This window comes from Aequorivita sp. Q41, from assembly GCF_039831855.1.
Classification (GTDB): Bacteria; Bacteroidota; Bacteroidia; order Flavobacteriales; family Flavobacteriaceae; genus Aequorivita.
The window spans coordinates 227,440-246,011 of sequence record NZ_JBDPMS010000002.1 but is presented as its reverse complement, the minus strand read 5'-3'; the positions used below and the strand labels follow the sequence as shown (position 1 = coordinate 246,011).

Genomic DNA, 18,572 nt, shown 5'->3' with positions numbered 1-18,572 from the left:
AATTTTTGTAATAACTATAAAACTAAATTCAATGTACCATTTTTAACTTATACTCCCTCTGTAAAATGAGGGGTGAAAAGTTTTTGAGTGGTAGGTTCTAATTGATGGTTTGAGGTGCTAGTAGCTTCCGTATTATAGCTTTTTACCAACTTAAGCAGAAACTATTTTCTCCATCTTCTCTGTCAATTTTCATTGAACCTGCTTCTCTTCCATAAGTCCAATGTCCAGTAAAATTCAATTTTATTGGGTCCGTATTTTTAAGTACTGTTACATTCCTGATTTTCCAGATTCGAGTTGATTCATAACCTTTTGTATTTCGTGTGTCAGTGTCTAAAGTCCATTTAACAATTCCATTTTCTTTTAAGGTTAAAGTAGGTGAAAGCGAATCTGTTCGATTGTCCAAAATAAGAATTCCATTATTTTTAAGGTCAAACATCTCCGAGTTTTCTGATATTTTAATTTGATTAATTAAAACAGCATTGAATGGTCCGTCATCCATTCCACAACCCCTCGTTAAAGAATAGATTACATAGCCTACAAAGCTTAAGTACCCAATTATTCCGAATCCAACAATTGAAGCGACCCAAATCAGGATTTTTTTAGTGGTTTTTTTCATTTCTTAGGTGTGACGATGGGGTGTTTGACATTTCTTATAAAATATCTAAAACTTAATTAAGAAGCATGAGTATTTGCTTTTTCAATCATTATTATTTATCCATCTAATCACTTGATTTATATTTTCATCTGGAGGAAAAACCGGATAAAAATATTTAACAACTTTACCTTTTTTAAAAATCAAAGTCAATCTTTTTATCAATTCCATTTGGCCAACTTGAAAAGTCGGTAGTTTCAATGCTGAAACAAATTTTAGATTGTCATCGCTCAATAAAACATATGGAAGGTGCAATCTTTCTGAGACTTCCTTTTGATATTCTGAAGATTGGGTGCTAATTCCAAAAACTTCAAATTGGAGGGTTTTTAACTCCGAGTAGTGGTCACGAAAGGAGCAGGCTTGTGGTGTGCAACCTCTTGCTCCTGGAATTTCTTCCCAACCATTTGGTAATTCTGTATCTGGCCTGCCTGTCATTGGATAGCAATAAATAACCAAATTTTCTTTAAAATTTGCTAACTCCACCTGTTTGCCATCGGTAGCCCAGAGTTTTATAGTAGGAATTTCCATTCCCAGCAGATGGTTGCATTTTCCATCATCTACTGGTTTTGGTAAATTTGCAGGTAATTTTTCTAATTTATTCACAATTTTTTTTTTGATTACATAGAATGGTTTTGAATATGACGCATTACGAGATTTCAGAGCATTTCTCTATCTGCATACTGCAAAGTTTAATTAATGTAGTATTTACATCAACACTCCTTCCAACAATAGGTATAGCTAATGATAGCATTTTATCTAATCCAATTAATGGCAAATTCAAGAACATTTTCCTCTTGCTGAATGTCTGGGTAAACAGGTTGAAAAAGATTAGGGTTTCCATTTGCTCCTATATCATAAGTGGAACTTACATTAACGTAGTTACCTGAATTTGGTAGCATGAAATAAATAACTTCTCCGAAATCGTTCGTTAATTCACCTGTTGCAGATCCAATTAAAGTACTTATTTTATATGTTTTTACAGCGTCAGCTAAAAAATTGGCACTAGAAAATGTTTTAGGTCCAATTAGAAAACAAGTTTTGCCATTAAAATAATTATCCTGTTTTTCTGGATGAATTAATTCTTCATCAAGCGACTCGATTATTGATTCATTTTTTAATTCGTAATACGACTTCATAAATTCGGCCCCAAAATGATTCTCGTAGTTGTTATCTTTAAAAGCTTGCTTCGCTTGCTTACTTACTTTCCAATACCTCCCACTAGATTGCCGATAGGGCTTTGTGGTGATATATGATAACAATAAATCGTTTAGCTTAGAATCTCCACCAGCATTTTCTCTAATATCAACGATTAATTTTTTTATGTTTTTTTCTTCGATTTCCTTAAAAGTTTGGTGTAGAAATCCCTTAAAGGCATCATAATCTGTACAACTATTGTAGGTGATAAGTCCAATTTTATTTTCAATGATATCAAAAGTATAATTGTCAACTGCTTGGCTTTCACTTAAAAAACTATTTATTTCTGACACAGCAAGGCCTGTTGTATGCACCTCGCTATCAACTAATTGTACGCTATAAGGAGGAGTGAGTTTATTTGTGAAAAATAGATACAGCGGGAAAATATTTTCACAATAAGCATTTTTATAAGATTTTATGCCGCCTAAATAAGCCATACACTCTTTATACAACTCCATAATACTTATACCATTAATGGCCTTTACCCTTACGCCCTCTTTTATATCTTGATGAATAGAACGGCTTACTATAAATGTGTTATCGCTTGGCGATAATTTACCTGTAAACGGTATAAAATAGTAATTCATTAACTCTGGAATGATGCGATCGTTTTGCCAATCCATAGCTGTATGCCCTCCACTTAAATGAGCGGAAATCTTCATACCCGTTGCAATAAAATGCTTTAGTGAAATAGAATCCTTATTAAAATTTCTTATTAATTCGTTCTTGTACGTATTAAATTTTTCCTTTTCTGTTTTAAAGTATGGATTGTAATGTATCTCTTCAATAGATTTTATCATATAGTTGATATCTTCTATTGCTTTTTCAGTGGCAATAAATGATTGGTTTTGAGCTACTAAAATTGATGGTATAAAAAATAATGCTAAAATTAAATGTACAACTTTCATTTTTATTTGGTACGAACTTAAATTAGGAGGACTTTTTAATTAATTTATATTTATTGTTTTAACTATTGTCTTGTTGAGATTCAAAATTCACCATCCAGTTGACACCAAACTTGTCTGTAAACATTCCAAAATAGGCTCCCCAAAAGGTCACTTCCATTGGCATGGTAACCTGCCCCCCTTCTGAAAGGCCATTGAATAATGTATCAGCTTCTTCTTTAGTTTCAGGATTTATGGAAATTGAAAAATTGTTTCCTTGCACGAATTTTGGTGCCCAATCTCCCCCTGTATCGGATCCCATTAAAATGGTTTTTCCGATGGGTAACCCCACGTGCATAATTTTATTTTTATCAGCTTCAGGGACTGTGTAACCGTCATCTTCAGGCATTTCTCCAAACCGACCGAGATATGAAAAAGTGCCGCCAAATATAGATTTATAGAAATTAAACGCTGCTTCGCAATTTCCGTTGAAATTTAGGTAAGTATTTACTGTTGCCATATTATTATTGTATTAATGATTTAAATAGGTTTAATTCTTTAACTGTTTAGGGTGCACCTTTGTATGGTGTGTTTAATGAGAATTGGTGAATTCTAGATTTATCAAAAACTTTAAACTTAAGCTTCCATAGTGGTTTATTTTTCATTATATAGCTACATTCTTTACCGTTTGGTTTCTTTAATCGAATAACCATATAACGCTTCAAATTAAATGTAATAGCTTTTATACTACTATCATTCTTATAAATATCAACTTTGCTTATCCAAATGCTTTTGAGTTTGGTTCGTTTTTTTCTGTTTTTGAATTTAGCTATAGCACTTTCTAAAAACCATTTTTTTGTACTTTAATTCGCCAATCTCATTCTCTATCAGCTTGAAATTTTCTTTTCCAAAACTTGATACTATAGGTCTGTGGTTGCTGTATTGCTGCGCTACCAAAAGAATCCTTGCTTGGGGTTTAGCGTTTTCACTTTGAAGTATATAAACACTGTTTTCAGGCTTTTTTACGTTTTCCAATGTCTGCTCCATTTAGATTCTAAATACTGAATTCTGGCTTCCTTATATGGATTTATAGTACATCCATAAAGATTTAAAGATAAAAAGCTGGTAAGAAGAGTTTTTTGCATGCTGTTGGTTTTTACCCATCAATTAGCCGTCTGTGATAATTAATTTGCCCGAGATGATAGGAAAGATGGTTAATTAAATGAATCAGTAAAAATTCTGTTGTTTCTGCTTTTGGAAACTTCATAACTGGATACTCTTTTTTTAAATCTTCATTCGTAATGGAATTTAACGATTTTTCAATCATTTTTAGAGTGTCATTTATACTGGCAATCATTTTTTTTCTAGGCACATTTTTTTGTAAAAACTCAAGTTCTCTGTTTCTTATATAGGTCGTATTTCCAATCTCTTTGCCTATAAATGTGTGTAAATTACCGATTAGGTGTAGGGTTAGGTTGCCTGCTGAATTAGCAATATTTTTCTCTATATGCCAAATATTTTCTTCTTTCTTATAAAGTTCAATTTCTGAAATTAACTTGTTTAATTCTCTTTCAAAAAAAGATATTATTTCGGCTTTATTCATTTGTTATTTTTTTATTTTAAAATAGATTCAACGGCTTGTCCCCCCTTGATTCTTATATTTAGTATACACAAATATACTAGTTTTAAGGAATGGGATTATTTTTTGAATTGATGACGTGTGATTCTTCCTAAAAAAAATGTTTCTACGGTATAAAGTGTTCTAGTGATTACAATAATTTTGGTAAACGTAGGTATTCATTTTTCTGTGATTATAAGATTTACTTTCGTATAAAATTAATTCCAATAAAAAAGAAATACGAAAAAATTTTACCTGATGCACACGATTTTATGCTTCAATAATACGTTTTTAAGATTGAAAGGCAGTAAGTAATACCGAGATCTAAACCAATACTATCTGAACGAGTATCTCGCTTTATGTGAATTATAGAATTAATAATTGCATTAATTCCTTATAACTACATTAAAACTATCATATTCTGAACCCGCAAAAGTAGCGCGTGTGCTATGCTCATTTGCAAAAATATAACCAAACAAATGTATGTCATAAACACCAGGGGCTAAAGTTCCAGAAACCGAACCATTTAAAACAAAATGTCCTGTAACGGTATTATAAGTTGGGAAAAAAATTCCAGAAGGATCAGGTTTAGACATATAGGATTCACTGGAATGTGCATATTTAGGATCAGCGTTAGGCGTTGCTTGGTTAATCTGTATATACGCTCCAAATTTTCTTGTAGAACCATCTATAATGACATTACCATTATTTAATGTAATCTTTGCACCTACAGTATACGATATATCTATAATTGATTGTCTTTCTACGGTTATGGTATAGGGAGCGGCTGAAATTAATCCATGTGTTTCATCTCCATCGTTATGACCAACTCGTATTGGGGATGAATTAACCGCTGCAGTACCATATAAAGATACGGGTAATTTGGCGGTGCTTCCTCCTAAAACCAAGTCTCCAGTATCGTTAACAAAAACTGCTTCTAATGTTCCTATTTCTTTTACTGTTGGACTATTAATTCTATTTAAATTTTCTACCCTAACAGTATTCCCCACCCCCTTTACATCTAGTTTTGCAGCTGCTGCACCACTACCTATAGAAACCCCCGAGTTACTTATATTCATTTTTTCCGTTCCACTCGTGGTAATCCCCACAGCATCTGCAGCAGTGCTATAAACACCTGTATTGGTATCTGTCTGAAAAGAATAAGCTGGGGAGCGAGCCGTGCCTAAAGCATATGATTGCAACTGTCCGTTTGAACTCGAAATATTCCAACGGTTTGCGTTATTTGTTTTTATCCTAAAATCTTGAGCGTCTGTAGTTCCTAAAAAGTCTGTGCCAGCCGTGGTCCCAGCATTTCCTTTTGTAGACCAATTTTGTCCTACGGTCAATTTAACCCATTTAGCGCCATCCCAATAATAATATCCCGGGCTTACATCTGCAATGGTTGCGGTGTTGTAAATCATTTCAGAAACTGTAGGAGTTTCTGTTAATGGAGCCGCTGAAGTTGTGTTACTTAAACCAACGCGTGGAATTAAAAGCCCATTGTTGGTAGAGCTTATATCTAAAGCCGCAGCTGGATCCGGATTACCGATACCAACTTGTGCGTTTGTAACAAGCGTAAAGCTTGATAAAAGAATAGAAATAATAAGTAAAAAATTGATTTTCAATATGTAGGTTTTAAGGCACTTTAATATAGGCAAATATAGGCTATTAATTAATAAAATAAATGTTAAATGATTACATAAATATCAATAATAAACTGAAGTACAGCAAGTTAAATGTGTCGCGCTCTTTATTTAGGAATTTATATTAAAAATGTAAGAAATGTCTAGGGAGAAGACCCTTCCATACGAAGATTGGAGGATAAACAACTGCATTAATTCATTATAGTAATTTTAAAACTATCATAAGTCGTAGCAGCAAAAGCAGCTCGCGTACTATGTTTATTTGCAAACATATGACCAAAAAGTCTAAAATCGTAATTACCAGCGGCTAAAGTTACATATGCTGAGCCATTTAAAACAAAATACCCTGAAACCGTTCTATACCCTATAACAATAAGACCATCAGGCTTAGAAGTATATGATTTACTTGAATACCCGTATTTAGTCCCTGTATTTGGGGTTGCTTGATTAATCTGTACATAAGAGCCAAACAATCGTGTAGATCCATCCGTAATAGCTCCTAACCCTTCTTCTGTAATTGAAGCGCCCACCGTATAAGATATATGCACGATCGACTCTCTTTCTAATGTTATACTATAGGGAGCGGCTGTAAGTAATCCATGTCTTTCATTACCATTATTATGACCGATACTTTGTGGTGTTGGATTAATAGCTGATTCACCATATACCGCTACAGGTAATTTGGTAGTGCTTCCTCCTAAAACCAAGTCTCCAGTATCGTTAACAAAAACTGCTTCTAATGTTCCTATTTCTTTTACTGTTGGACTATTAATTCTATTTAAATTTTCTACCCTAACAGTATTCCCCACCCCCTTTACATCTAGTTTTGCAGCTGCTGCACCACTACCTATAGAAACCCCCGAGTTACTTATATTCATTTTTTCCGTTCCACTCGTGGTAATCCCCACAGCATCTGCAGCAGTGCTATAAACACCTGTATTGGTATCTGTCTGAAAAGAATAAGCTGGGGAGCGAGCCGTGCCTAAAGCATATGATTGCAACTGTCCGTTTGAACTCGAAATATTCCAACGGTTTGCGTTATTTGTTTTTATCCTAAAATCTTGAGCGTCTGTAGTTCCTAAAAAGTCTGTGCCAGCCGTAGTATCAGCATTTCCTTTTATAGACCAATTTTGTCCTACGGTCAATTTAACCCATTTAGTGCCATCCCAATAATAATACCCCGGGCTTACATCTGCAATAGTTGCGGTGTTGTAAATCATTTCAGAAACTGTAGGAGTTTCTGTTAATGGAGCCGCTGAAGTTGTGTTAGTTAAACCAACGCGTGGAATTAAAAGCCCATTGTTGGTAGAGCTTATATCTAAAGCCGCAGCTGGCGTGATAGTACCGATACCAACTTGTGCGTTTGTAACAAGCGTAAAGCTTGATAAAAGAATAGAAATAATAAGTAAAAAATTGATTTTCAATATGTAGGTTTTAAGGCACTTTAATATAGGCAAATATAGGCTATTAATTAATAAAATAAATGTTAAATGATTATATCAATATCAGTAAAGGCTTGATATATAGCATATTAATAGTGCTGCATTCTTTATTTAGGAATTTATATTAAAAGTGTAAGAAATATTTAGGCGAGTACACTGAACCTGGAGGTTTCAAGGTTTTTAATTATATTAGTTCATAATAATAACATTAAAGCTATCATAAGCGGAAGCAGCGTAAGTAACTCGCGTACTATGTTTATTGGCGAGCATATGACCAAACAACCGTATATCATATACGCCAGGGGCTAAGCGAACATATGCTGAGCCATTTAAAACAAAATACCCTGAAATTGTTCTATAGCCCCCCCCAAAAAGATTAGGCTTGGACGCATATGGTTTATTTGAATACCCGTATTTAGTCCCTGTATTTGGGGTTGCTTGATTAATCTGTACATAAGAGCCAAACAATCGTGTAGATCCATCCGTAATAGCTCCTAACCCATTTTCTGTAACTAAGGCGCCTACTGTATAAGATACATGTACAATCGACTCCCTTTCTAATGTTATGCGATAGGGAGCGGCTGTAAGTAATCCATGTCTTTCATCACCATCGTTATGACCAATACTTTGTGGTGTGGGATTTACCGCTGTTGTGCCATAAACTGCTACAGGCAATTTGGTAGTGCTACCGCCCAACACCAAATCTCCAGTATCGTTAACAAAAACTGCTTCTAATGTTCCTATTTCTTTTACTGTTGGACTATTAATTCTATTTAAATTTTCTACCCTAACAGTATTCCCAACACCTTTTATATGTAGTTTTGCAGCTGCTGCACCACTACCTATAGAAACCCCCGAGTTACTTATATTCATTTTTTCCGTTCCATTTGTGGAAATGCCCACAGCATCTGCAGCAGCGCTATAAATACCTGTATTGGTATCTGCCTGAAAAGAATAAGCTGGAGAGCCAGCCGTGCCTAAAGAATATGATTGCAACTGTCCGTTTGAACTCGAAATATTCCAACGGTTTGCGTTATTTGTTTTTATCCTAAAATCTTGAGCGTCTGTAGTTCCTAAAAAGTCTGTGCCAGCCGTAGTATCAGCATTTCCTTTTATAGACCAATTTTGTCCTACGGTCAATTTAACCCATTTAGTGCCATCCCAATAATAATACCCCGGGCTTACATCTGCAATAGTTGCGGTGTTGTAAATCATTTCAGAAACTGTAGGAGTTTCTGTTAATGGAGCCGCTGAAGTTGTGTTAGTTAAACCAACGCGTGGAATTAAAAGCCCATTGTTGGTAGAGCTTATATCTAAAGCCGCAGCTGGCGTGATAGTACCGATACCAACTTGTGCGTTTGTAACAAGCGTAAAGCTTGATAAAAGAATAGAAATAATAAGTAAAAAATTGATTTTCAATATGTAGGTTTTAAGGCACTTTAATATAGGCAAATATAGGCTATTAATTAATAAAATAAATGTTAAATGATTATACCAACATTAACAATAAGCTGAAATACAACTGGTTAAATCACTACTTTATAAGGTTTTAATTTTCAACAACTGTATATTCATCAGCTTACTACTAGCATGTTTATTTTAGAATGATTGATTTAAATAGTTTGAAGAAATTATTAGTAACCATACATTTGTTTAATGCTTTTTAAAGCAATAATTTATTTATGAATAATACAAGAAAAGAAGTTAAAAACGGAAAGAAACCTTGGCCAACAAAGGATGCCATGGCACAAGTTTATGCGCTCAAACTTTGGGGTGACAATAAGACTGAATTCTATTCAGGTGAAGGGTCGCATGTACCTGAAATTATAAATCCATATATAAAAGCACTCCAATTTTTTTTAACTTCTTTTACCTCCCCATTGGTTGTGTGCGATTTAGGCTGTGGCGATTTTAATGTGGGGAAGGCGTTGGTAGCGCACACCAAAGCGTATATTGGGATAGATATTGTAGAAAGCTTGATAAGCCATAATAAAGAAAAGTTTAAAGTAGACAATTTAGAATTTCATTGTTTAGACATTGCAGTTGCTGATTTACCTTCTGGAGATTGTGCTATATTAAGGCAAGTATTACAACACCTTTCGAATGCTGAAATACAAAGCATCCTACCTAAATTAACTAATTTTAAATATGTTGTTTTAACGGAGCATCTTCCTCAAGGCAATTTTATACCCAATAAAGATATTATTTCGGGACAAGGCATTCGGCTAAAAAAACAAAGCGGCTTAAACATTTTAGCACCGCCATTCAATTTTAAAGTGAAGGAAGAAAAGCAAGTTTTAACTGTAGCCCTAAATAATTCTAAAGGCGTTATTGTTACTACTATCTATAGGCTTTGGTAGGTTTAATACAACTGTTTTTTACATAAATTTCAAATATACCAAAAACCGCAACGAAAGTATTTAAGTTAATTAGCTTTGAGTTATTGTGTTTTAACTACTAATTTTTATAAGTTATAGTAATTTTTCTAAAGCTTGTTGGCTAAAAGTCAAATCCCAAACCAAAAACGAATCTGTTGCCTTCAATGGAGTTAAACATACTAAACGTAGCGTTTAAGCCACCAGAGCCATACACCCACAATCCACCACCTTGTGCATTGTGCCATTGGGTAGAATTTTCATTTTCCAACCATACCCTTCCTACATCTGCTCCTCCGTATATGCCTAAGCTAATAGGTATCAAGCCAATTTTGAATGCCGGCAAGCTATACCGAAGATCGGCACTACCTACCAAAGATGATTTCCCAGAAAACCGTTGTTCTCTATACCCTCGTAAACCTGTATCACCCCCCAAAATGGCAGCTTGGTAAAAATGGTATTGACTCCCTATATTTAATTGATATGCAATATTCGTTTTAAGCACCAGCTTTCGGTTTTTTACCAAAGTATTGTAAAACCCTATGCGCGATTTTAGAAAACCAAAAGTAGCTTTCGCTTCTTCTAAAGTATTAGTAACACCAATATTTAAATCAAACATCATCCCTATGGTTGGGTTTAGAATATCATCGTAGCTCCGGTAGTTATAGATTCCTTCTAAAGTTCCAAAAACATTGGTTTCTCCTTTGTTACCTATAGTTACTTCTGAAATAAATCCTTCTGAATAAGTACCTACTTCATAACCATCAAATCTCGTTTGTAATTTAAAATAGCTACCGAAATTACTGTTTCTAAGGAGCCCGATATGTGTTGAAATATGCTGTACTGCAACCCTATTGTACTCATAGCCTTTGCTATTCTGAAAATTGGGTGTCTCGTTTCCGAAGCCAAAAAAGTTACGCTTAAAATTTGAGCTGGTAAGCCGTGCGCCAATGCTTAAATTGAGATCGTCTTGAATATTTGCAAATTCGCCAGCATAGGAAATATCAAAGCTATTAACATCGGTAAAATAAGCAGCGTTAAGTATATGTTTCTGTGAAAAAGGATTTCGCTGAAAATTATCCACACGGTATACATATTGAAGTGCAGCCCGAAACCCATCGTCAGGATTGTACCCTATTGCAGAAACCAATCCTTGATTTCTCTCTATTTGTTTTCTATAATCATAGGTGTTTAAATTATAAACGTCTGTAAATCGAAAAGTACCTCTATTTTTAGCTACTACCTTACTTTTTAGACTTTCAGAATCATATACCTTTACACGCCTTCCTTCATTTAAAGTATAAATATCTTCGTCATTGCCACCAACAATTCTAAGGTAAATCAGGTTATTTTCTTTCCCGTTTACAATAAATTTATCTTTTCCATCCAAACCATAAATCCAAAGTTCTTTTGTGTCTTTATATGAATAAGTTCGGTTAATGAGGGTATCCGATGTAACGCCGTTTATCGTTGTAAAGCTTCGAATGTTTGTTCTTCCGTCTGGCAAACGTGTAATTTCAAATATATCATCGTAATCCGTGCCCACTACTGTTTGTAATGTAGAAAGGTAGGTATAATAGCGATTGGCGATAGCTACAAGGTTTTTCTTGCGTTCTTTAAGGGTGTTTTTTAAGGCAATTAAAGATTCATCTTGTACCGCTTGCGGAATTCTACTAAATGCTTTTTCAATAACAGCATCCGTAATATTATCTTGAAGTAGTTTTGCAAGATATGTCCATTGGCCACGACCCGAATTTTTTAGTAAGGCCCTGTCTAGAATAACGCCTTCTTTATTAAACCATTTTAGGTCGTTTAGTGTATTGCTATACACATGACTTTGTTGAGTGCCGTTAAAAAGTGAGCGTGTAAAATCTAAAACGTTTCCTTCGAAACTAGAAAAAGCATTATCACGATTTTTTGGTATAGGAACAAATACGTTTTTCTTAGCATTGTTGTAATATTCTGCCCATTGCCAGTGGTCTGGTTCGCGATCCCAATCGCCAATTAGCATATCAAAAAGTCTTGACTTTATATAGTTTTCTTCATCCAAGAAAACAGTTCCTGTTTTTTGAAGCTTCGTAAGTATGTCGTCTGTAGTTTCAACCTCATCGGGGTATTTAAACAAACCTTCTCCTTCACTTCTCTCGGAAGGTTCTATGGAAATAAGGTACAGATCATCCCCGAATTTTTCATTATAATTCCCTAAACGTTGCTGTTTGGGAACATAATAAAGATGGGGTGTAGTATAAAAAACATCGATAGCTTTTGCCATCTCTGGTATAGCCATAACGGCATACGGATGCGAGGCTGTATAAAAGCTAAAATCCTGCCCTTTTAAGGATGGTGCATCGGTGTTTTCAATTTCTGAGGGTTTGTTTTTATTGTCTTCAAAAACTACTTGTTTGGAAACCTGCAGCGCATTTTTACCCATTGCACGCATACGGTAACGTGTGCCCTTTTTATCTGTTAGCAAAAGTGAATTGTAATCTGTTCCATTACTTTCTTGAAACACTGTTAAACCTCCAAATAAAGTATCTAACGAAGCAACTTGTGCGTTTACAGCTGTGGAATATGCGTTTTTGTATTTAGCCCCCCAAACTGTTTTAAAAAATAAGGCTTCATTTATACTGTCTTGCTTATAAATTGGCACTGTATATTCCTGTGGAAAAGTTTTAGGGTATGTAGAAGTATCTATGCTTTCAGGAGCAGGAATAACTTCTTTTTGAAATAGTAATTCTGGGGTGTAGTTTTCACCTTTTACAAAATAACGAACCCAAGAGGAACCATCATCAAAAACATCTAAAACAGCAAAACCTTGCTTACCTGTACTAAAAAAACCATCTTCTCCCGTTGCAGCATACGACTCCTTAGAACCTGCACCTGAAACAATTTGCTTAAATCCATCTTTTTCAATATACTGAAGGTTGTGGTCATGACCAGAAACAAAAACAATTCGCTTGGTGTCTTTCGCCAATTGCTGTAAGCGAATCATCAAATTATTGTAAAGCTCGTTATACCTATCCTGAACAGAAACACCGCCTTGTGAACGTATTTGCACCACAAGTGAAGATAAAATTGGCAAAGGGATTTTCTTTTGAAAAGGATATAGGTGTTTTTCTAAAGCAAAATACCCTCCGTGATTTCCGTTGGTAAACATGGGGTGATGTAAAGCAAAAACAATGGTTTTATTTTGATTTTTATCCAAGGCTAAACCTAGCTCTATGAAGAATTTTTCACGGGTTTTAATCTCACACTTTTGGTTAATAGTGGGGTTTTTATTCCAGTCTTCCAAAAACCATTGGGTATCAATAACTATTAATTGGATGGCATCAGAAACAGTTATGCTCTCTAAAGGGCACCCATTACTAGGCCTAAAAGCATCTTGATTTGGAAATTTAGCCTCTACATAGTTTTCTTCTCTTGCAACTCCTAAAACGCCACCATTATACCATTCATGGTTTCCAGGAATAAAAATTGTCTGGCCCTCATAATCACGTACAGCCTTATGCTGTGCATCTATCATATTTTCAGATTCTTTCCGGCGGGGATGCCCTTCTGGTTCGAGACCTGAAGGATAAATATTATCGCCTAAAAAAATGGTGTAATTCCCTGTAGTTTTTTCGTTTTTAAGGAAATTTTTGAAAGTTATTAGCGCATCGCTCATTCCTCCCATTGGCGATAAACCTGCATCGCCAACCAAATAAAAGGTTTTTGCTATCTTTTTATCTGAGGGGTAAACTGGCTGGGGGTCTTTATTTTTAAACTGTGGAGCATAAGTGGCACAAGCTGAAATAAAAAAAGTAATAAAAATTAAGAAGTAGCACTTTTTAAAAATCATACACCAATTACATTGAAATTGCTACACCAAAGGTAAACCGTAAGCCTTCTTCGCCTGTAAAGAGATTAAAAGTTCCACTTAAAATATCAGCAGTATTAACCCAAAATCCGCCACCATAGGAGCTATGCCAAACATCTGAAGTGTCATTTGGAATCCATACACGCCCTACATCATACCCTCCAAAAACTCCAATCTGAATTGGAATAAGCGCGGTTCTAAATTTATTAAAACTATACCGTAGGTCTGCGCCACCAACTGCGGCGCTTCTTCCTGTAAAACGTTCATCCCTGTAAGCACGTAAACCTGTTTCGCTACCCAATTTGGCCCCTTGGTAAAACTCAAAACTATTACCTATATTTAATTGACTACGAAGGTCTGTTTTTAATACTAATTTTCTGTTTTTTGTCAATGCATTATAAAAAATTAGTTCAGGTTTTAGATATCCAAAAACGCGTTCACTAGCTTCTATATTTTGGGTTCCTCCGGCAACAATTTTGAAGATTATGCCTCGGCTTGGATTAACTTTAGTATCATAACTTTCGTATTGGTAGGTACCTTCTGCAGTTACAAAAAGTTTTGTTTTATCAAGCTCGATTGGTGCTGGCGTGGCGTTTGAAATAAACCGATCTGGATTGTTTTCAACCTCTATCCCTTCAAAAGTTGCTTTAATTTGAAATTTACTTCCATAGGGAGTATCTTTTGTAACACCTATACTTGCGCCGTATCCCCCAATTCTAACACGGTTGTAATCTTTACCAATTTCAAATTCATAATCTGGATTGCTTGTTTCATTACCGTAACCAAAATAATTTTCAGAAAAGTTTGGGTTCTTAAAGTATCCCCCAACTAAAAAATTCCAACTTCCGAAGATGTTTGCAAATTCTGCTTTATAAGTAATGTCAAAACTATTGGTCGCAAAATAATACCCTAAAGCGATACTGTGTTGCTGTGAGAATGGATTTTTCTGAAAACCATTTACTGTAAATACATCTGAAACACCAAGTTTCATGCCGTCATCAGGGTTGTAACCCAGCGCGGGAAGCAAAAGGTTTATAGTTTGAATTTGTTTTTTATAATCATAAGTGTTGAAGTTATAATTATCTGTAAATCTAAATGCAGCGCCACCTTTAGTTTCAACGGTATTTTTTTTGCTTTTTTGGTCATAAACCTTCACTTTTCGACCGTTTGCAATTCTATAGGTATCGTTGTTTTGACCTCCTATAATGCGAATAAAAACAGGGTGATCACCTTCGCCTTTTACTTCAAAAATATCATCATCATCAAGACCATACACCCAAATTTCTTTGGTTTCAGCAGCATCAAAAGTGCGATCGACCATTAAATCACCTTTTTTATCATCTTTAATTCTAAAGGTTTTAATATTGGTTTTTCCTTGTGGCAAGCGTGTTATTTCAAAATAATCATCTTTATCTGTACCCGTAATAACCTGTAATTTTGCAAAGTAGTCGTAATAATCTCCTGCAATTTTTACAATATTATCACGTCTGCCTTTTAGTTTTTGTTTAATTTCTGAAGCTGTTTCATCTTGTGTTTCTTTTGGAAGGTCGTTAAAAGCATTTTCTATTACCGCATCAGTTATGGATTTTTGAATGATAGCAGCTTCTTCCAACCAAGCGTTTTTGCCGTAGTTTTTAATTAATGCGTGATCTAATTTAATTCCTGCGGCATTAAACCATTTGGTATGTTTTAAATCTTCACCATACACTTGAAACTGACGGGAGGTATTGAAAAGAGCTCGCGCAATATTAAACAAGCCACCATCGAAATTTGAATACACTTGATCGCGATCACGAGGAATTGGTTCAAAAACTTTTGTACCATCTTCTTTATCGTGTTGCGCAAAACGCCATTGGTCATTATGACGATCCCAATCGCCAAGTAGCATATCAAAAACCCTTGCGCGGATGTATGATTTTTCGTTCACTTTGTATTTTTCATCTTCACGAAGTTTTGCCAATAAATCGTCTGTACTTTCTATGTCGTCCGGATAATTAAAAATTGCACCTTCAAATTCCTTATCAGGTCGTTCCACAATCATATAAAGTTCATCGCCATACGTTTCATTAAACTTCCCTAATGATTTTTGCTTTGGAACGTAATAAAGTTTTGGGTTTGTATGAAGAATTGCTGCTGCAGCTGCCAATTTTGGAACTGTAAACGCACCGTAAGGATGTGCTGCTGTATAAAAATCGAGAATTAAATCTTCTGGAATTGTGTTTTTAAAATCATTTTCTATCGCTTTATTTTTCACAATTACATTTTGAAGAAATTGCACAGCGCTTTTCTTCATTGCCCGCATATTATAGGTTTTACCATCTTTATCTTCAAGCCTTAACGAGCGTGTTTGGTGTCCTCCTCCTGCTCGAATTACTTTTAATCCTCCATAAAGGGTATCTAAAAGCACTGTTTTTGCTACCACATCAGTACCATATACTTTTCTGTAATGCGCACCCCATGCTGTTTTGTAGAAACCCGTTTTTTCAACCATTTCATCGCTATAAATCTTTGCTTTTATAGCCTGTGGAAACGAATCTTTTAGGTGAGAATCATCAAATTGTTTTTCGGCAGGAAATACTTCTTTTTGAAAGATTTGTGATACCGAGCCGTCTTCATTTGCTTTAAATGCGCGTATTTCTGAAGCGCCATCTTTTGTTACATCCAAACGTACAAAACCTTCTTGTCCCGCTGCAAACTGTCCGTATTGCCCAAGTGCTGCCGCTGTAGCACCAGAGCCAGAACCAGACACTATCTGTTTTGTCTGCCCGTTTTCGCTGTACTGTAAGGATTTGTCTTGTCCAGATACAAAAACAAGACGTTTTAAATCTTTTGTTAGCACCTTCATACGGCTCATTAATTCATTATAGCGCTCATTATAACGGTCTTGTTTAGAGATAGCGCCTTGAATTTTGATTGGTTTGATAAATGTGCTAAAAAAATCTTTGTGAATTAATGGGTATTTACCTCCGTGTTCACCATTTGAGATTAAGGGGTGATACATTGCAAAAACAATTGTTTTAGTAGCGTTTTTCTTTAATTCGCCTTCTATTTCTTCAAAGAGTTTTTCACGGGTTTTTATATCGCATTTATCATTCATTTTTGGGTAGTTGTCCCAATTTTCTATAAACCATTGACTGTCTAAAACCATTAAATGAAGCTCGTCATTAATGGCTATACTCTCTAAAGGGCATCCGTTATTGGGCTGCAACACATCGGCATCATTAAACTGTGCTTTTAAAAAATCTTCTTCCAATTCAAGGCCATCAACCCCACTTCTCCAATCGCGATTTCCGGGAAGCACAATAACTTTTCCTTTAAAGTTTGCTAAAGCATCAATTTGCAATTGCATAGCAGTTGTAGCTTTTTTCTTAGCTTCCTCATTTTTTGGTGGCATACCTTGAGGGTAAAAACTGTTTCCTAAAAATAAAACATAGCTATCTTTTGAATTGTTTTTAGCGAGATAATTTTTTAGGGATTGAACAGGTTTTGAAGCAGTTGCTTCATTATTTCCAGCATTACCAATAAGGTAAAAAGTTTTATTAATAGTACTCTTTTCTGTTGCTTCGGTAGCTGAAGTAATGTTGCCAGCACGATACTGAGGCTGGTAGGTAGCACATGAAGAAAAAACGAGAATCGTGATAAAAGTTATAAAGATGTTAATTTTATTCATATATATAGCTGTACATTGATTTTTTAGTACTTTGGATACTTAAATATTTTCTATGAGCAATATAGTTCAAACTGCTGATAATTTTATCTTTCAGTTATTTAAAGACAAGCTTCCAAATACATTTGTATATCATAATTACACGCATTCAAAACGTGTTTATAAAAGTATAAATGAAATCATTGAAAACTCACAAATTGATGTTAAAGATGCTACAATACTACGTTTGTCGGCATTACTTCATGATACAGGTTATACTGTTTCGCGTGAAAATCATGAAGAGGAAAGTGTAAAAATAGCAGTCGATTTCCTAAAAAAACAAAAGGTAGAAAACGCTATTATTGAGGGCGTAGAAAAATGCATACTTGCAACAAAATTTAAAAATACAACTCCAAGCTCTGAGCTTGAAAAAATAATCCGTGATGCTGATTCATCCCACTTTGGAAAGGAGTACTTTGAAGAAGCTAGCGAGTTTTTAAGACAGGAATTTTTATTTCAAAATGTACATAATTATAGCGCAAAGGAATGGCTAGATGAAAACATTAAATTTTTAGTTGAAAACCATCAATTTTACACTGATTACGCACTAAAAAATTGGCAACCTGTTAAAGAAGAAAATCTTTCTAACCTATTAAGCAAGCGTAAAAAGGATAAAGCCAAGCTACAGAAAGAAAAAGTAAAAGCTCAATTGAAAGCACAGTATAAAAACGATAGTCCGGAGCGAGGGATTCAAACTTTTTACCGCACGGCACTTCGTAATCACATGAAATTGAGCGACATTGCAGATACAAAAGCAAATATTATGCTTTCGGTAAATGCAATTATTATTTCGTTGGTACTTTCAAATTTAATTTCGAAGTTAGACAACAATAATTATTTAATTATTCCTACTGCAATATTTATACTTTTTAGCGCCATTACGATGATTCTGGCAGTAATAGCAACGCGTCCTAATGTAACTCGAGGGGAATTTACCAAAGAAGATGTGGCAAATAAAAGTGTGAATTTAACTTTCTTCGGAAATTTCCATAAAATGGAATTAGAACAATACGAATGGGCTATTGAAGAGTTATTGAAAGACAGAAATTATGTGTACAAATCGCTTACAAAGGATTTATATTTTCTTGGAAAGGTATTAGACCGTAAGTACCGAATTTTAAGACTTACCTACACCATATTTGTGGCAGGAACCATAATTTCTTTGATTTCCTTTGCGGTTTTCTTTTACTTTGGTGTGTAGT

The 18,572-nt window shown here is 34.8% G+C and carries 13 protein-coding genes; 2 read left to right on the top strand and 11 right to left on the bottom strand.

The annotated features are described in order from the left end of the window. Positions 1-142: 142 nt before the first annotated feature. The 9 genes from ABJ955_RS10515 to ABJ955_RS10475 all read right to left on the bottom strand — a co-directional run bounded on the left by ABJ955_RS10515 (position 143) and on the right by ABJ955_RS10475 (position 8,852). Positions 143-616 carry a hypothetical protein gene (locus tag ABJ955_RS10515; RefSeq protein WP_347374580.1) on the bottom strand — a complete coding sequence of 158 codons (474 nt, stop codon included), beginning with the start codon at positions 614-616 and terminating at the stop codon, positions 143-145. A gap of 81 nt (positions 617-697) precedes the next feature. Beyond that, positions 698-1,255 (bottom strand): peroxiredoxin, encoded by a 558-nt coding sequence (locus ABJ955_RS10510; protein WP_347374579.1) that lies wholly within the window; start codon positions 1,253-1,255, stop codon positions 698-700. Positions 1,256-1,404: 149 nt separating this feature from the next. Continuing rightward, entirely contained in the window at positions 1,405-2,754 is a 1,350-nt protein-coding gene (locus tag ABJ955_RS10505) for a S41 family peptidase (protein ID WP_347374578.1), read from the bottom strand. 58 nt (positions 2,755-2,812) lie between these two features. Then, a complete protein-coding gene (locus tag ABJ955_RS10500; RefSeq protein ID WP_347374577.1) occupies positions 2,813-3,250 on the bottom strand; it encodes a VOC family protein in 438 nt (145 codons plus the stop codon). 305 nt (positions 3,251-3,555) lie between these two features. Then, complete coding sequence (locus ABJ955_RS10495) at positions 3,556-3,777, bottom strand: hypothetical protein (RefSeq protein ID WP_347374576.1); 222 nt, start codon at positions 3,775-3,777, stop codon at positions 3,556-3,558. 109 nt (positions 3,778-3,886) lie between these two features. After that, positions 3,887-4,333 carry a DUF1572 family protein gene (locus tag ABJ955_RS10490; protein ID WP_347374575.1) on the bottom strand — a complete coding sequence of 149 codons (447 nt, stop codon included), beginning with the start codon at positions 4,331-4,333 and terminating at the stop codon, positions 3,887-3,889. 401 nt (positions 4,334-4,734) lie between these two features. Then, positions 4,735-5,973: a hypothetical protein gene (locus ABJ955_RS10485; protein ID WP_347374574.1), complete on the bottom strand. Its 1,239-nt coding sequence runs from the start codon at positions 5,971-5,973 to the stop codon at positions 4,735-4,737. A 209-nt stretch (positions 5,974-6,182) separates the two neighbouring features. Continuing rightward, positions 6,183-7,415, bottom strand: coding sequence for a hypothetical protein (locus ABJ955_RS10480; RefSeq protein ID WP_347374573.1), 1,233 nt, complete (start codon positions 7,413-7,415; stop codon positions 6,183-6,185). Positions 7,416-7,622: 207 nt separating this feature from the next. Further along, a complete protein-coding gene (locus ABJ955_RS10475; protein ID WP_347374572.1) occupies positions 7,623-8,852 on the bottom strand; it encodes a hypothetical protein in 1,230 nt (409 codons plus the stop codon). A 263-nt stretch (positions 8,853-9,115) separates the two neighbouring features. Between ABJ955_RS10475 and ABJ955_RS10470 the strand changes: the two genes are divergently transcribed. Next, positions 9,116-9,793 carry a class I SAM-dependent methyltransferase gene (locus tag ABJ955_RS10470; RefSeq protein WP_347374571.1) on the top strand — a complete coding sequence of 226 codons (678 nt, stop codon included), beginning with the start codon at positions 9,116-9,118 and terminating at the stop codon, positions 9,791-9,793. A gap of 139 nt (positions 9,794-9,932) precedes the next feature. Here the strand turns inward: ABJ955_RS10470 and ABJ955_RS10465 are convergent, their stop codons facing one another. Further along, positions 9,933-13,646 (bottom strand): metallophosphoesterase, encoded by a 3,714-nt coding sequence (locus ABJ955_RS10465; protein WP_347374570.1) that lies wholly within the window; start codon positions 13,644-13,646, stop codon positions 9,933-9,935. A 7-nt stretch (positions 13,647-13,653) separates the two neighbouring features. Continuing rightward, positions 13,654-17,334, bottom strand: a complete 3,681-nt coding sequence (locus ABJ955_RS10460; RefSeq protein ID WP_347374569.1) for a phosphoesterase — start codon at positions 17,332-17,334, stop codon at positions 13,654-13,656. A 52-nt stretch (positions 17,335-17,386) separates the two neighbouring features. Here ABJ955_RS10460 and ABJ955_RS10455 point away from each other — a divergent pair, with 52 nt between their 5' ends. Continuing rightward, a complete protein-coding gene (locus tag ABJ955_RS10455) occupies positions 17,387-18,571 on the top strand; it encodes a Pycsar system effector family protein (protein WP_347374568.1) in 1,185 nt (394 codons plus the stop codon). Position 18,572: the final 1 nt, after the last annotated feature.

What these genes read in the sequence shown, in the direction of transcription:
- ABJ955_RS10500 (WP_347374577.1), bottom strand. Translation starts at nt 3,250, where the DNA reads ATGGCAACAGTAAATACTTACCTAAATTTCAACGGAAATTGCGAAGCA.
- ABJ955_RS10505 (WP_347374578.1), bottom strand. Translation starts at nt 2,754, where the DNA reads ATGAAAGTTGTACATTTAATTTTAGCATTATTTTTTATACCATCAATT.
- ABJ955_RS10490 (WP_347374575.1), bottom strand. Translation starts at nt 4,333, where the DNA reads ATGAATAAAGCCGAAATAATATCTTTTTTTGAAAGAGAATTAAACAAG.
- ABJ955_RS10455 (WP_347374568.1), top strand. Translation starts at nt 17,387, where the DNA reads ATGAGCAATATAGTTCAAACTGCTGATAATTTTATCTTTCAGTTATTT.
- ABJ955_RS10465 (WP_347374570.1), bottom strand. Translation starts at nt 13,646, where the DNA reads ATGATTTTTAAAAAGTGCTACTTCTTAATTTTTATTACTTTTTTTATT.
- ABJ955_RS10460 (WP_347374569.1), bottom strand. Translation starts at nt 17,334, where the DNA reads ATGAATAAAATTAACATCTTTATAACTTTTATCACGATTCTCGTTTTT.
- ABJ955_RS10515 (WP_347374580.1), bottom strand. Translation starts at nt 616, where the DNA reads ATGAAAAAAACCACTAAAAAAATCCTGATTTGGGTCGCTTCAATTGTT.
- ABJ955_RS10495 (WP_347374576.1), bottom strand. Translation starts at nt 3,777, where the DNA reads ATGGAGCAGACATTGGAAAACGTAAAAAAGCCTGAAAACAGTGTTTAT.
- ABJ955_RS10470 (WP_347374571.1), top strand. Translation starts at nt 9,116, where the DNA reads ATGAATAATACAAGAAAAGAAGTTAAAAACGGAAAGAAACCTTGGCCA.